The following is a 13,268-nucleotide window of genomic DNA, read 5'->3' as shown; positions in this document are numbered from 1 at the left end:
GCGGTATTCCTTGTGCAGAACTCAGTGCTGGGCGCTGTCGACGGCAATGTGCTCGCCGGAACAGTCCACGTAGTGTTTGTTGCGATCGGAAATCAGGTAGTACACGCCGCCGGCAATGGCGGCGCCGAAGAACCAGGAGAACGGCGTCAGGGCGCTGAAGGCCGGCACCAGCGACAGCACCACGGCGGCAATGGCCGAGGGCACCAGGGCCGCCACTGCCTTGTAGTTGACCCCGCGGGTGTAGTGGTAGGTGCCGCTGGCGGCTTCGCTGTACAGGTCCGGCACATGCACCTGAGCCCTGCGGATCAGCCAGTAGTCGACCATGATGATTCCGTACAGCGGCCCCAGCAGCGCGCCCAGGCCGGAGAGGAAGTAAACGATCACCAGCGGGCTGTTGTAGAGGTTCCACGGCAGGATCAGCACCGCCAGGGTGGCGCTGATCAAACCGGCGCGGCGAAAGTTCAGGCGGCTCGGCGCCAGGCTCGACAGCACAAAGGCCGGTGCCACGAAGTTGGCCATGATGTTCACCGCCACGGTAACGATCAGAAAGGCCAGGCAACCCAGGACCAGGAAGGTCTTGTCGGGGATCGCGGCAACGATCTGGGTCGGGCTGTCGATCACCCGGCCATCGATGCTGAACTGCGCCCCGGCGAGCACGAAGCTGATCACCGCAAACACCAGGATATTCACCGGCAGGCCCCAGAAGTTGCCAACGCGAATGGTCTTGCGGCACGGCGCTGAACGGGCAAAGTCGCAGAAGTTGAGGATCAGCGTGCCGTAGATCGCCAGCCACAACGCACCACCGGCAAACACCTGGGTCCACATCGCCCAGCCGGTCAGCGGCTCCCCCACCGACCAGGTCAGCTGGCCATCGACCCGCAGGTACATCCAGATTGCCAGGATCAGCACGGTTGAAAGAATCACGGGCCCGGCGAAGGACTCGTACTTGCGCACCATCTCCATGCCGAAGGCGAGGATCACCAGTTGCACCAGCCAGATGGCGACAAAGCTCGCCCAGCCAAGGCTGGACAGGCCAAGAATTGAATCGTGATCGAAGCGTGCCAGGTCCGGCGCCACCGCCACCAGCAGCACCCGCAATACCACCGAGGCCAGGTAGGTCTGGATGCCGAACCAGGCAATGGCGATCACCGCGCGAATGATCGCCGGCAACTGCGCACCGTAGATGCCAAAGCTCATGCGGCTGATCACCGGGAACGGCACCCCGGTTTTCTGGCCCATGTAGCCGGACAGGTTCATGAAAAAGTACACCAGCACGGCGCCGATGCTCAGCGCCGCGAGCATCTGCCATCCGGACAGGCCGAGGGCGAACAGGCCCATGGCAAAGGAATAGTTGGCGATGTTGTGCACATCGTTGGTCCACAAGGCAAAGATGCTGTAACCGCCCCAGCGGCGGCCTTCGGCCTTGGTCGGCGCCAGGTCGGCATTGTGCAGCCGGGGGCTCAGGGCCCCTGCCTCGGCTGATACGGCCTGCGGCGGCAGGTAGGCGGTTTGCAGCGGGTTGGAGGTGTCCAATTGCATGTTCCCCGAGCTCCTTCTGCAGCCCTCTGAATCAAGGTGCTGCAGCAATTATTGTTGGATTTGAAGAGTGGGACCGCAGTGTTGGCGCTGCCCTGCGCCGATGCATACAAATATTGCATACAATTTTTGTATTACGATTTTCGCTGAACAATATGCATGCCAAATGGAGTGCGACGAACAATCTTCCGCCGGCTGCTAAATCAGGTATCTAATTGATTTTTATCTAGAAAAAATTTTTCGATGAGGTGCTGAAAGGCTGATTTAGCTGACCGAACGGTCAATCACAGGAGAGGGAAAACTGAGAAGCCTGGTAACGGCGCAATAAATATGTACACACTAAACTGATACCAAAGTACACACAACCAACGCATAGATGCATACAACAACCCATAAGCACAGAATGGTGCAGATAGCCCACATTTACGGCATGCTTATAAGGTCAAGGCATATCGGAGCTGGTAATGACGGAAAAACACCCCGCATCCACGGTAGAGCGCGTCTACCAAGGGGTTCACGAGGCCATCAGAAAACGCACCTTGCGCCCCGGCATGAAGCTGGGTGAGTCGTCGTTGGCCGAACTGTTCAAGGTCAGCCGCACCTCGGTGCGCGCCGCCCTCAAGCAACTGGAAGCCGACGGCCTGGTGTCTACCGAACTGAACAAGGGCGCCTGGGTATCGCTGCCCAGCGACGATGACATCCGTTCGGTATTCGAAACCCGCCGCTTGATCGAAATCGGCATCGTCACCGAACTGTGCCGACGCGCCGACCCCACCATCCTCGCCCCGCTGCACCAGCATGTCAGCGAAGAAGAAGCCGCCGCCGACGCCGGCGATCACGCCCGCTACGTTCACCTGCTCGGCGAGTTCCACCTGCGCCTGGCCGAGGTGCTCGACAACCCGGTGCTGCTCGACTGGTTCCGCAAACTGATCGAACGCGGCTCGCTGTACGCCTCGACCCTGGATGACGAGCGCCATGAGGCCTGCCGCGGCAACGAGCACCTGCGCTTGCTGGGCTTTATCGAAGCCGGTGACCAGGCCGCGGCCATCGACCTTGTGTGCACCCATTTGCGCGGCATCGAAGAAGCGATTCTCAAGGCCACGCAAACCCTCAAGGCCGACTACCACCCACTCAAGCACCTGCTCGGCTAACCAGCACCGCAGCCCTGTTTTCACATTCATAAATCCACTGAAACCGATTCCAATATTTAATTTGTGGATAGGTACGGTCTTTCTATAGGGTGTGAATCAGTAGCAGGCAAAGGGCTGGAAAATGATCGATCGTGTATTCGTCAACGCTGTTGCTGCCGATGGCAGCCCGCTCAACCTCGCGGTTGCCGACGGGCGCATTGTCAGCCTGGGCCGCGAGCGGCCGGCTAGTGTAGGTGCCGAGGTCATCGACCTGGCCGGGCACCTGGTGCTGCCAGGCTTGATTGACGGTCACATCCACCTGGACAAGAGCTTTGTCGGCGACCGCTGGCACCCGCATCAGCCTGCCGGCAGCCTGCGTGAACGCCTGACCATCGAAAAACGCGAACTGGCCTGCGCCCCACCGATGCTTGAGCGGGCCGAGGCGCTGATCCGCCAGGCGGTGTCGTTCGGCACCGTGGCCATGCGCTGCCATGTCGACGTCGACGCCACCACCGGCCTGCGCCACCTGCAGGCGCTGCTGGAGGCGCGGGAGAAGTGGCGCGGCATCGTCGATATCGAGCTGGTGGCCTTCCCCCAAGCCGGGGTGATGTCCTGCCCCGGCACCGCCGAAGTACTGGAGGCGGCGATCCGTGAAGGCGCCGACGTGATCGGCGGCATCGACCCCACTACCCTCGACGGCGACGCCGACGGGCAGCTCAATGTGGTCTTCGGGATTGCCGAACGCCATGGCGTGAAAGTGGATATCCACCTGCACGAACCCGGCCAGCAAGGCATCGAGCAACTGCAACGGATCGCCGCCCGCACACGTGCCGCAGGCCTCAATGGCCGGGTCGCAGTCAGCCATGCCTATGCCCTGGGCCAGGTCGACGATGAGGTGCTGGCCCGCATCGCCAGCACCCTTGCCGAAGCCGGAGTGGCGATCATGACCAACGCCCCGGGCGATCATGACTTCCCGCCGATTTTGCGCCTGCGCGCCGCCGGGGTGAACCTGTTCGCCGGCAACGACAACATTCGCGATGCCTGGTGGCCCTACGGCAACGCCGACATGCTCCAGCGCGCCATGCTCATCGGCTACCGCTCAGGTTTCTACCGTGATGACGACTTGAATGTGGCCCTGGCCATGGCTACCACCGCGGGCGCGGCAGTGCTGGGCAAAAGCGACTACGGTCTGAAGGTGGGCAATGAAGCGACCTTTATCGTGCTCAAGGCTGACAACGGCGCCGCCGCAGTCGCCGCCGCACCCGCTGAGCGTCGCCTGGTACGCCGCGGCCAGTTGATTGCACCAGCGCCGACGCTGCATTTCGAGGTGCACAGCGGCTGACCGAATACCTTTCTGCAGGCTTGCGCCGCAGAGAAAGACAATCGCTCGGGGCAACACCCAGGCGATGCAACACAAAACCCCAGAACAACAACGACAGAAGGTGTTCCATGTCGAAGTCCAATTACTACGCTCCCCACGGCGGCCATCCGGCGCAGACCGAACTGCTGACCGACCGTGCCATGTTCACCGAGGCCTACGCGGTCATCCCCAAAGGCGTGATGCGTGACATCGTCACCAGCCACCTGCCGTTCTGGGACAAGATGCGCATGTGGGTCATCGCCCGCCCGCTGACCGGCTTCTCGGAAACCTTCTCGCAGTACATCGTCGAAGTCGCGCCAGAAGGCGGCAGCGAACGTCCGGAGCTGGACCAGAACGCCGAAGCGGTACTGTTCGTGGTCGAAGGTGAAATCGACATCACCCTGCAAGGCAAGCCGCACACCCTCAAAGAAGGCGGCTACGCTTTCATCCCACCGGCCGCCGAGTGGAGCCTGCGCAACAACAGTGGCAAGAACGTCACCTTCCACTGGATCCGCAAGCACTACCAGGTGGTTGAAGGCCTGGCCCTGCCCGAAGCCTTTGTCACCAACGAAAAAGACATCGCGCCAATCCCGATGCCGGGCACCGATGGCGCCTGGGTCACCACCCGCTTCGTCGACATGGCCGACATGCGCCACGACATGCACGTCAACATCGTCACCTTCCAGCCGGGCGGCGTGATTCCGTTCGCTGAAACCCACGTCATGGAGCACGGCCTGTACGTGCTCGAAGGCAAAGCCGTCTACCGCCTGAACCAGGACTGGGTCGAGGTCGAAGCCGGCGACTTCATGTGGCTGCGCGCCTTCTGCCCGCAAGCTTGCTACTCCGGCGGCCCGGGCCCGTTCCGCTACCTGCTGTACAAGGATGTAAACCGTCACATGAACCTGGTGCTCAACCCGCAGCGCTAAGTTTCACGGTTGCATGAAAAATCCCGCAGGCCGTATGGCCTGCGGTTTTTTTTGTGCCTGCGCCAGGCAATCAGCTGGCCGGTTTCCAGGCGCCCCGCTCTGCCGCCTCACGGAACTTGGCCCGGTTGGCCGGGGTGTCGGCGGGCTCCGACTCGCCGAAGATGGCCTTGAGCCAATGGCCGTCGGTGGGGTTGGGGAAGATGATGTACTGGCCGCCGAACTTGCTGCGGCTGGCGTCGACCAGCTGCGCGCGCTTGTCGACGTTATCGACATAGAAGCTGCGCTCGAAGTCGTTGAGGTTGTCACCAAGCATCAGCAGCACGTTGTACTGCTCGGCAATCTTGTGCTGGGCCGGCTCCTTGTTCGAGCTTTCGCGCAGGATGGTGACGTGGGCCTCATCCGCGTACGGCACCTTGAGCGCGCGCAGGTTGTTGAGCGCATATTCGTAGGTCTTGTCGCCCTGGTCGCGGCTGGAAACGTAGAAGATCTCCACCCCGCGCGATTTGGCATAGTCCAGAAACTCCAGCGCCCCCGGGGTCAGGGTCGGGCCGTTGGCGGCCACCCAGCGGTCCCACACCGCGTCATCGAAAAACTCCTTGTCCTGGCCGATCAGAAAGCCCCAGTAGGTGTTGCTGCTGAGAATGGTGTCGTCGATATCACTGATGATCGCAGGCTTCTTGTCGCCGGGCTTCTGGTTGGCCAGGGCCTGGTCCAGGCGCGCCTTGGCGACGTTGAAACCCTGGTAGTACAGCGCGCGGAATTCCGCAGCGGTCTGGCGCCAGGCCACCGCATCGACCAGCAGGTTGGAGCGCACAACGGCGGGTTCGCCAGCGGGCGCCTGGGCATGCACCAGGGGGGCGGCCAGCAACAAAGCGGCCAGGGAGATCGCATTCTTGAGCTGAAGCATCGGGGGGCTTTCCTTGTGATCTCCCGCTCTTGGGCGGCGGGAGTTGGGCTACTCATACCCCAGCCAGCAAAGCATCACAATCGACACGACGCGCGGCTGCAACAATGTGGCGCACCCGCGCATCTTGATCAGCCCGGGCTGCTGAACAGCACCCGCTTGAAGGCTTCGGCGGCTAGGTGCACTTGCACCGACCAGTCATCTGCGGCGTCGCTGCCAGCGTCATCGGAAATGTACTTCAGGCACAGAAACGCAATACCTTCGTTGCGCGCGATCAGCGCCAGCACGTAAGCCTCCATGTCGACGATGTCGTACGGGGCATCACCGTGACTGGTTTCGAAACTGTCGCCGCTGCCACAGGTACCCAGGGGCAATCCCGCGATGGGCTCACCGTGCTCGAGCAGCACCGGGATATCCGCAAACGGCGTCTCATACCGGGCGAACCCCAGCGGCGTGACGTCCATGTCGCGCTGCACGAAACGCGTGCAGCAGACCAGCGCACCCTTGCCATGGCCGCGGCTGCCCGCGGAGCCAAGGTTGACGATCAGCTTGGGCTTGCGCTGGTAAATGGCCTTGGTCAAAGCGATCGCGGCATTGACCTTACCGATGCCGGTGAACACTGTGTTCATCTCGCTGAACAGCTCGCCGGCCTCAGCCTCAAGGGCAAAAACGAACAGGGTGTCGTCCAGGGAAATATCGGGAAATTGCTGGGTCAGCATCATTACGCAAGGGTTCCAAATGGGCAGCAGAGAGCGGTGCAAATCTAGGCCAAGCACCGTCTGGACGCAAGCTTGCGCACCGCAAGCCAGCACGATACTGGCAAAGTGATACCTGCTCCGCTAGCATGCCGCTGAAAACCGGCGCTGGCCAGTTGGCCGCAAGGCCGTTTGCGGAGAACGATACACGTGCTGCTGAGCATCCCGACCCTGCTGCTGGTAGCGGTTTTCATATTTGCCCTGATGGGCCTGCTGACCCTGCATGCCTGGAGCCGTGGCGTGCGCGAGCAAACCCTCGGTTACCTGGGCGGCATGCTGCTGTTGGCCGCCCTTGGCGTTACCCTGATCAGCCTGCGCGGCATCGTCTACGAGTTCGTCGCCCTGGTCCTGGGCAATATCGTGCTGTTGCTGGCGGCAGCGCTGAACTGGACCTCCATGCGTGTGTTCGCCGGGCGCGCACCGCACGTGCCGGGCATCGCTGCCGGCGCGTTGCTGTGGGCCGCGTGGGGCCTGACCCCAAGCTTTTATGCAGACCTCGGCCAGCGCGTGAGCCTGTATTCGTTGCTGGTCAGCGTGTATGGCGGGCTGTCGATGTTCGAGCTGTGGCGCGTGCGCCAACGCCTTGAAGTCGCCTATCTGCCGGCAATGCTGCTGATAGTGATACACACCGCCTTCTACGCCGTGCGCGCCCTCGCCGACCATGGCCTGTCGCTGCAGCACGCGATTGCAGGCGTTGGCAGTGGCACCGGGTTCTTCTCGTTCATGCTGTTCGAGTCGATGCTCTACGCGATCGGCATTGCCTACGTGACTCTGGCCATGGTCCGCGAGCGCACCGAGCTCAAGTTCAAGGCCGCCGCCTACGCCGACCCGCTGACCGGCATCGGCAACCGCCGCGCTTTCATGGCGCAAGGCGAGCAACTACTGGCCAACTGCGCCCGCCGCGGCCAGCCGGTGGCCTTGCTGCTGTGCGACCTCGATCACTTCAAGCGCCTCAACGATGTCTACGGCCACCAGACCGGCGACCAGGCGCTGATCGCCTTCAGCCAGGTGACCCGCCAGAGCGTGCGCCAGGAAGATGTGTTCGGCCGTATCGGCGGCGAAGAGTTTGCCTGCCTGCTGGCCAACACCGACGAGCCAACGGCATTGCGCGTGGCCCAGCGCATCTGCAACCACTTCTACCAGTGGCCGCTGCTCGAGCCTGGCCTGTTGAGCGTCAGCGTCGGTATCGTCAGCAGCGGCAACCCCGCCGAGCACGACCTGTCGCGCCTGCTGTCGATGGCCGACAGCGCCTTGTACGGGGCCAAGCACCAGGGCCGCAACCGCGTGCAGTTGTATCAGCCGCCGAGTGAATCGGTGCCAGCACTGCCCGCCCGTAGCGCCTGAGCCTGCGCCCTATTCGCTGGCTAAGGTGCGCGCCAGCTCGGCGGCCAGCTCCTTGACCATGGCGTCCGCGGTCGGCCGATGGATGATCGCAACTTCCATGGCATCGATCGACGGCAGGCCATGGGCCGCGGTCAGTTGCAGATGCTCGCTGGTGACCGCCCGCCTTGGCAGCAGGCTGATGCCCATGCCGTTGGCTACCGCCGCCTGCAGGCCGCTAAGGCTGGAGCTGGTAAAACTGATGCGCCAGCGCCGGCCCATGCGCTCGATGGCGCCGATCATGTCGTCGCGGTACAGCCCGCGTGGCGGAAAGGTCACCAGCGGCACCGGGTCCTGGTCGAAGGCCGGGTTCTTGGCGCTGTCGATCCATTGCAGCTTCTCCGGCCAGCACGCCACCGCCTCACGGCTGTTGCGCCGCTGCTTGAGCAAGATCAGGTCCAGCTCACCGTTGTCATAACTGCTGCTCAGGTCGCGGCACAGGCCACTGGTGACCTCCAGCTTGACCTGCGGGTGCTTGCGGTTGAAGGTCGAAAGCAAGTGGGTGGTACGCCCGGCGGCGAAGTCCTCCGGCACCCCCAGGCGCACCGTCACTGCCACCGTGGCGCCAGACATCGCCTCAAGCATTTCATCGTTATAGGCCAGCATCTGCCGGGCGTAGCCGAGCAAGGTCTGCCCGGCGTCCGTGGGCAGCACGTCGCGATTGCCGCGTTCAAGTAGCTTGTGCCCGACCATCTCCTCCAGGCGCCGGACCTTCTGGCTCACCGTCGACTGAGTCGAGTGCAGGCGCGCCGCGGCCGTGGTGAAACTGCCGCAGTCGCTGACCATGACCACCGCGCGCAACAGGTCGAGGTCGAACAAGGGTCTATTCGATTTTTCACTGACAGACATGTTTTTATTTAACTTCTAAATGACGAACCCAACTTTTAACATGGCCGGACCCTGCGAGCAATCGCCCACCAGGAGGCCCCGCGAGGCCGGCGCCAGCGCCTAGCTGCTTTGCACCAGCAGATCGAGCAACCACAACCCCGCCGGCCCCGGCGGGTTCAGTTTCGACCAGGCCACGTCCACTGCAATCGGCCGTGGCCAGCCGCGCAACGCAAGCTCGCTCAACCGCCCCTGGCCATACTGCCGGACCAGGCCATGGGGCAGCTCGGCCCAGCCAAAACCTTGCTCGGCCATCTCCAGCAAGCCCAAGTAGTCCGGCGCCGACCACACCCGCCCCTGGGGTTTGTTTTCGCTCTCGGTGTAGGTGTTCAAGTACAACTGACGATGCCCGGCCAGGTGCGCCTGGGTCGGCTGCGGCAACTGCGCCAGCGGATGCTCGCGCGCGACAAAAATCCCCATCATCGCCTGGGCCGCCAAGCGCGTGGCGGCCACATCCGGCGGATAACCCGGTTGCGCGGCGAGAATCCCCAGGTGCGCACGGCCACTTTGCAGCAGGTTCAAGACATCCCCCGCCTCGGCCAGCATGCACTCAAGCTCGATGTCCTGATAACGCTGCTCGAAGCGCTGCAGCACCTGGTGGGTCGGGCTGAACTGATGCATATCGGACAAGACAATGGTCAACCGCGGCTCGACCTGGTCGGCCAGGCGAATGCTCAACTGGTCCAGCCGCTCGCTGGCGGCGAGGATCTCCTGTACATGCCCCAGCACCTTGCGCCCGGCCTCGGTCAGCACCGGCTGGCGAGCCTGACGGTCGAACAGGCTGACACCCAGGTCCGCCTCGAGGTTGGCGATGGCAGCGCTGATGGTGGATTGGCTTTTGCGCAGTTTGCGGGCGGCGGCGGAGAAGGAGCCTAGGGCGGCGGCTTCTACGAAGGCATGGAGGGCTTCAGGGGAGTAGCGCATGAGGTATCGTTTTTTTCGATGGGTAAGATTCTAGTATATTCAACGTGTAGAAAAAACATCGTGTTTCGGCATGAAAAACCGAGCGAACAATTCAGATTGCGACTTGATACTTAATTTGCCATAAATATTACGGCGGTGAACCTTTATCGTCTCCACCGACAGCGAGAGCTTTCCGGCTATTTCTTTGTTAGAAAAGCCACTCAACAACAACCTGAGCACATCACTTTCACGCGTTGTTATTTGTGTGCCAAGCTGGGCAATCGCTTCTTGCCAGGGCGGCGGTTCAGCGAGACTTTTCTCTGCCTCAACTTCAAAACACATGCGCTGGTGCATGAGCGCAGTCACCCAGGGCTTGATAATATCAAGCATAGTTATCTGCTCTTGACTAAAACGAACCTTACTTCCCACAGAAAGGCATAACGCTCTATCGGAATCGAGCTGAACATTATACTGCACCTCATCCTCCGAAATATACTGTGCAAAATACTGATGATAGTATTCGGTTTCAAGAAAATATTCCGGCGCGATATCCAACAAGTGGAAGAAGCCACTCTGTGGGTTTTCTCGGTTCGCGATATAAAACGGATCCAGCAGATAAAGCCCCTTCACATAGCGATGGATAAAGGCGTTTACCTCTTCGGCATCTGCCACCTCAGGAAGACTCACCACGTCCACGTGCTGGTTGCTGAAAATCAGTACAACCCAATTATCGATTTGCACGTACTCATTCAATACACGCACCAGAGAACTCCAGAACTCTGGACGGTTCAACTGCATGATCAGCTTCCCAATCGATCGGTGCCACGCCAGACTATGGAGGTCGAACGGCATTTTCTACCCCTTTTGGGTTAGGGATTGCTCGGTCAGAGGTAAGTATTCGTAGGTATTTACTATTCGCTAGTGGCCGGTATAGTCACTGCCACGGCCTAGGATGGCCAGAAGGGTACAGTGTCTAGACAAGGATGTTGCATGAAAAAATCACATTTGCGAACGCTTTTATCGGCCTCGCTGATCTGTGCAGGGATAAGCACCTCAGTGGCGGCCGCAGAGCCCGGGATGTACCTGTATAACTGGTTCGGGCTTCTCGCCCCAGAGACGCCAAAAGCGTTCGAGCAGGAAACCGGCACCAGGCTGCATATGGATGCGTTCGATAGCGCCGACATCATGCAGAGCAAGGTAATGGCCGGGCGCACCGGGTATGACGTGGTGGTAGCTACCTCCAATGTGTTGCCAAGCCTGATCCAGGCCGGCGTACTCCAGCCGTTGGATCGTGAGCAACTGAGTAACTTGTCGCACATTGACCCTGATATCTTGGCTCAGCTTGCGGTCAATGACCCTGGCAATCGCTACGCTGTGCCGTATTTATGGGGCACTACCGGCATTGGCTATGACGTTGACAAAGTCAAAGCGGCATTGGGTGAGCATGCACCGGTGAACAGCTGGGATTTGATCTTCAAAGAAGAAAACATCAGCAAGCTCCAGTCGTGTGGCGTGGCAATGCTTGACTCACCCAGTGAGATCATTTCAATTGCGTTGCATTACCTGGGGCTTCCTAGTAACAGCAGGAACCCGGAGGACTACCAGAAAGCGCAAGCCCTGCTGTTAAAAATCCGCCCCTACGTCCTCTACTTCGACTCATCCCGAATCGACGCCGACCTGGCCGACGGCAATATTTGTGCGGTGGTGGGATGGGCCAATGGTGCCCTTGCTGCACAGGCCATAAACGAGAAGGCCAACACGGGACGCAAGATCACCTACAGCCTGCCTCGCGAAGGCGCGCTGGTCTGGTCGGAAAACCTGGTTCTGCTAAAAGACGCTCCCCACCCCAAGGCGGGCATGGCGTTTATCAACTATATGCTGCGACCAGAAATCATTGCCAAGACGTCAAACCACACGCTCTACCCTAACGCAAATAAAAACGCCACTGCGTTTGTCGAACAGAAGCTGCGAGACAACCCCTGGATTTATCCAGACAAAAAGACGCTCGCGACACTTATTCCACTCGAGCCACTGCCATTGAAGTTGGAGCGAATCCGCACACGGGTGTGGACCAAAGTGAAGAGTGGTGTGTGATCTGAAGTGATGTGTCGCCTGGTGCTCACTGCAAGCCTTTGCTTTTACCTCGGCGAAGGTCGAGCAGCCATGCTCGTGATACTCAGATCGTTACAGCGCAAAAAGGGAGCAGCGGATGTTCAGCCCAGCCCATCAGTCGCACTTCAGTTTGACCATCAACGGCGTCGAGCACGACTTTCAAGTGCTCGCATTCAACGGAGAGGAGGCGATCAGCAGGCCTTACTTCTTCAATGTGGCGCTTGTTAGCGAGCGCTCTGAACTGGATATCGAAGACCTCGTCGACCTCGAGGCTTTTCTGAGCTTCGATACGGAGGGCAACGGCATTCACGGACGGGTCTACCATATCGTTCAAAGCGCGGATGATCAGCATTTTCAGCGCTACAACCTGGCCCTCGTACCGCACCTGTCTTACTTGCGCCACCGAATCAACCAAAGGATCTATCAACAGTTCTCGGTGCCGAACATCGTGGCCCTGGTATTGGAAGAGCACGGGATTGTGGGCGACGCCTATCGGTTTGATCTAGGGTCGACCTACCCCGCGCGTGACCACTGCACCCAGTACGGCGAAACGGATTTGCACTTTGTTCAGCGCTTGTGCGAAGAAGAAGGTATCCACTTTCACTTCCAGCACAGTGCTCAAGGCCACGTGCTGGTCTTTACGGATGATCAAGCGGCTTTCCCCCGGATTGGGCAACCCACGGCTTTTGGACAGGCGCACGACAGGGTGACCAACCAGCCACTGATCAGTCGACTCAACCTGCGTGTGGGGCCCCTCACCCGTCGTCAGGCTGAAGGGCACAGTGACCAGACCCGCTTAGCCAGTGGCCATGTGCTGGAAATCTCAGACCATCCGCGCCAGGCGTTGAACGCCCCATGGCTACTGACTCAGGTCATCCACGAAGGCAAGCAACCGCAGGTATCAGGCGGGAACGTCGCCAGTGCCCCCCCTGACAACGAGGATGACTTTCAACAGGGTTACCGCAACCGCTTTATGGCGCTTCCATGGGACCGCTTCTATCGTCCGCCTTTGGCGCACAACAAACCTCAGGTGACCAGCAACCAGACTGCTGTCGTCATCGCGGTGGAAGACGAAGAGATTCGGGGTGATCGGCGCCTCGGCAGGATAAAGGTCAAGCTCCCCTGGGACCGCGACGATAGATTTGACGACAAGAGCAGTTGCTGGCTGAGGGTGGCCTCCAATTGGTGTTGTGAAATGACGCCTCCTCGAACGGGTATGGAAGTCATGGTCACCTTTTTCGAAAGCGACCCCGATCAGCCGCTGGTCAGCGGTTGCCTGTGTTGTCGCTAATGCGGATGTCTGGGTGGGAGCAACTGTCTTGATGAAAATCTAAAAAGCTTGCGCGATCTCTGTGGGGATTCTATGGTTTTGGGCAA

Annotated in this window: 12 protein-coding genes; 6 read left to right on the top strand and 6 right to left on the bottom strand. The window is 60.3% G+C overall.

The window, feature by feature from the left end:
* Positions 1-21: 21 nt before the first annotated feature.
* Complete coding sequence (locus M5G17_RS26335; RefSeq protein WP_273895790.1) at positions 22-1,539, bottom strand: NCS1 family nucleobase:cation symporter-1; 1,518 nt, start codon at positions 1,537-1,539, stop codon at positions 22-24.
* Positions 1,540-2,000: 461 nt separating this feature from the next.
* On the opposite strand from M5G17_RS26335, the gene M5G17_RS26330 reads away from it, so the two are divergent.
* The 3 genes from M5G17_RS26330 (at position 2,001) to M5G17_RS26320 (ending at position 4,952) form a co-directional block, all read left to right on the top strand.
* Positions 2,001-2,687, top strand: coding sequence for a GntR family transcriptional regulator (locus M5G17_RS26330; protein WP_273895789.1), 687 nt, complete (start codon positions 2,001-2,003; stop codon positions 2,685-2,687).
* A gap of 121 nt (positions 2,688-2,808) precedes the next feature.
* A complete protein-coding gene (locus tag M5G17_RS26325) occupies positions 2,809-4,008 on the top strand; it encodes an amidohydrolase family protein (RefSeq protein WP_273895788.1) in 1,200 nt (399 codons plus the stop codon).
* A gap of 107 nt (positions 4,009-4,115) precedes the next feature.
* Positions 4,116-4,952 carry a bifunctional allantoicase/(S)-ureidoglycine aminohydrolase gene (locus M5G17_RS26320; protein ID WP_273895786.1) on the top strand — a complete coding sequence of 279 codons (837 nt, stop codon included), beginning with the start codon at positions 4,116-4,118 and terminating at the stop codon, positions 4,950-4,952.
* A 70-nt stretch (positions 4,953-5,022) separates the two neighbouring features.
* Here the strand turns inward: M5G17_RS26320 and M5G17_RS26315 are convergent, their stop codons facing one another.
* Together M5G17_RS26315 and M5G17_RS26310 are read right to left on the bottom strand one after the other, a co-directional pair.
* A complete protein-coding gene (locus M5G17_RS26315; RefSeq protein WP_273895785.1) occupies positions 5,023-5,859 on the bottom strand; it encodes a 5'-nucleotidase, lipoprotein e(P4) family in 837 nt (278 codons plus the stop codon).
* 128 nt (positions 5,860-5,987) lie between these two features.
* Complete coding sequence (locus tag M5G17_RS26310) at positions 5,988-6,578, bottom strand: phosphorylase family protein (RefSeq protein WP_273895783.1); 591 nt, start codon at positions 6,576-6,578, stop codon at positions 5,988-5,990.
* A 183-nt stretch (positions 6,579-6,761) separates the two neighbouring features.
* On the opposite strand from M5G17_RS26310, the gene M5G17_RS26305 reads away from it, so the two are divergent.
* The gene (locus M5G17_RS26305) at positions 6,762-7,955 is read left to right on the top strand and encodes a GGDEF domain-containing protein (RefSeq protein WP_273895782.1); all 1,194 of its coding nucleotides are present in this window, start codon (positions 6,762-6,764) and stop codon (positions 7,953-7,955) included.
* Positions 7,956-7,964: 9 nt separating this feature from the next.
* Here M5G17_RS26305 and M5G17_RS26300 read toward each other — a convergent pair whose 3' ends face one another.
* The 3 genes from M5G17_RS26300 to M5G17_RS26290 all read right to left on the bottom strand — a co-directional run bounded on the left by M5G17_RS26300 (position 7,965) and on the right by M5G17_RS26290 (position 10,631).
* Positions 7,965-8,840: a LysR substrate-binding domain-containing protein gene (locus tag M5G17_RS26300; RefSeq protein ID WP_130264152.1), complete on the bottom strand. Its 876-nt coding sequence runs from the start codon at positions 8,838-8,840 to the stop codon at positions 7,965-7,967.
* 99 nt (positions 8,841-8,939) lie between these two features.
* Entirely contained in the window at positions 8,940-9,800 is an 861-nt protein-coding gene (locus tag M5G17_RS26295) for a LysR family transcriptional regulator (protein ID WP_273895779.1), read from the bottom strand.
* A 39-nt stretch (positions 9,801-9,839) separates the two neighbouring features.
* Positions 9,840-10,631 carry a helix-turn-helix transcriptional regulator gene (locus tag M5G17_RS26290; RefSeq protein WP_273895778.1) on the bottom strand — a complete coding sequence of 264 codons (792 nt, stop codon included), beginning with the start codon at positions 10,629-10,631 and terminating at the stop codon, positions 9,840-9,842.
* Positions 10,632-10,769: 138 nt separating this feature from the next.
* Here M5G17_RS26290 and M5G17_RS26285 point away from each other — a divergent pair, with 138 nt between their 5' ends.
* Both M5G17_RS26285 and tssI read left to right on the top strand, forming a co-directional pair.
* The gene (locus M5G17_RS26285) at positions 10,770-11,873 is read left to right on the top strand and encodes a polyamine ABC transporter substrate-binding protein (RefSeq protein ID WP_273895777.1); all 1,104 of its coding nucleotides are present in this window, start codon (positions 10,770-10,772) and stop codon (positions 11,871-11,873) included.
* 115 nt (positions 11,874-11,988) lie between these two features.
* Positions 11,989-13,182: a type VI secretion system tip protein TssI/VgrG gene (tssI, locus tag M5G17_RS26280; protein ID WP_273895776.1), complete on the top strand. Its 1,194-nt coding sequence runs from the start codon at positions 11,989-11,991 to the stop codon at positions 13,180-13,182.
* Positions 13,183-13,268: the final 86 nt, after the last annotated feature.

It is taken from the genome of Pseudomonas rubra, from assembly GCF_028656935.1.
In the GTDB taxonomy this organism is placed as follows: domain Bacteria; phylum Pseudomonadota; class Gammaproteobacteria; order Pseudomonadales; family Pseudomonadaceae; genus Aquipseudomonas; species Aquipseudomonas rubra.
This window is presented reverse-complemented; position numbering and strand designations above follow the sequence as displayed.

Bases quoted from the DNA above. Each gene is read 5' to 3' on its own strand.
- M5G17_RS26325 (WP_273895788.1), top strand. From the start codon at position 2,809: ATGATCGATCGTGTATTCGTCAACGCTGTTGCTGCCGATGGCAGCCCG.
- M5G17_RS26330 (WP_273895789.1), top strand. From the start codon at position 2,001: ATGACGGAAAAACACCCCGCATCCACGGTAGAGCGCGTCTACCAAGGG.
- M5G17_RS26335 (WP_273895790.1), bottom strand. From the start codon at position 1,539: ATGCAATTGGACACCTCCAACCCGCTGCAAACCGCCTACCTGCCGCCG.
- tssI (WP_273895776.1), top strand. From the start codon at position 11,989: ATGTTCAGCCCAGCCCATCAGTCGCACTTCAGTTTGACCATCAACGGC.
- M5G17_RS26300 (WP_130264152.1), bottom strand. From the start codon at position 8,840: ATGTCTGTCAGTGAAAAATCGAATAGACCCTTGTTCGACCTCGACCTG.
- M5G17_RS26285 (WP_273895777.1), top strand. From the start codon at position 10,770: ATGAAAAAATCACATTTGCGAACGCTTTTATCGGCCTCGCTGATCTGT.
- M5G17_RS26310 (WP_273895783.1), bottom strand. From the start codon at position 6,578: ATGATGCTGACCCAGCAATTTCCCGATATTTCCCTGGACGACACCCTG.
- M5G17_RS26295 (WP_273895779.1), bottom strand. From the start codon at position 9,800: ATGCGCTACTCCCCTGAAGCCCTCCATGCCTTCGTAGAAGCCGCCGCC.
- M5G17_RS26315 (WP_273895785.1), bottom strand. From the start codon at position 5,859: ATGCTTCAGCTCAAGAATGCGATCTCCCTGGCCGCTTTGTTGCTGGCC.
- M5G17_RS26320 (WP_273895786.1), top strand. From the start codon at position 4,116: ATGTCGAAGTCCAATTACTACGCTCCCCACGGCGGCCATCCGGCGCAG.
- M5G17_RS26290 (WP_273895778.1), bottom strand. From the start codon at position 10,631: ATGCCGTTCGACCTCCATAGTCTGGCGTGGCACCGATCGATTGGGAAG.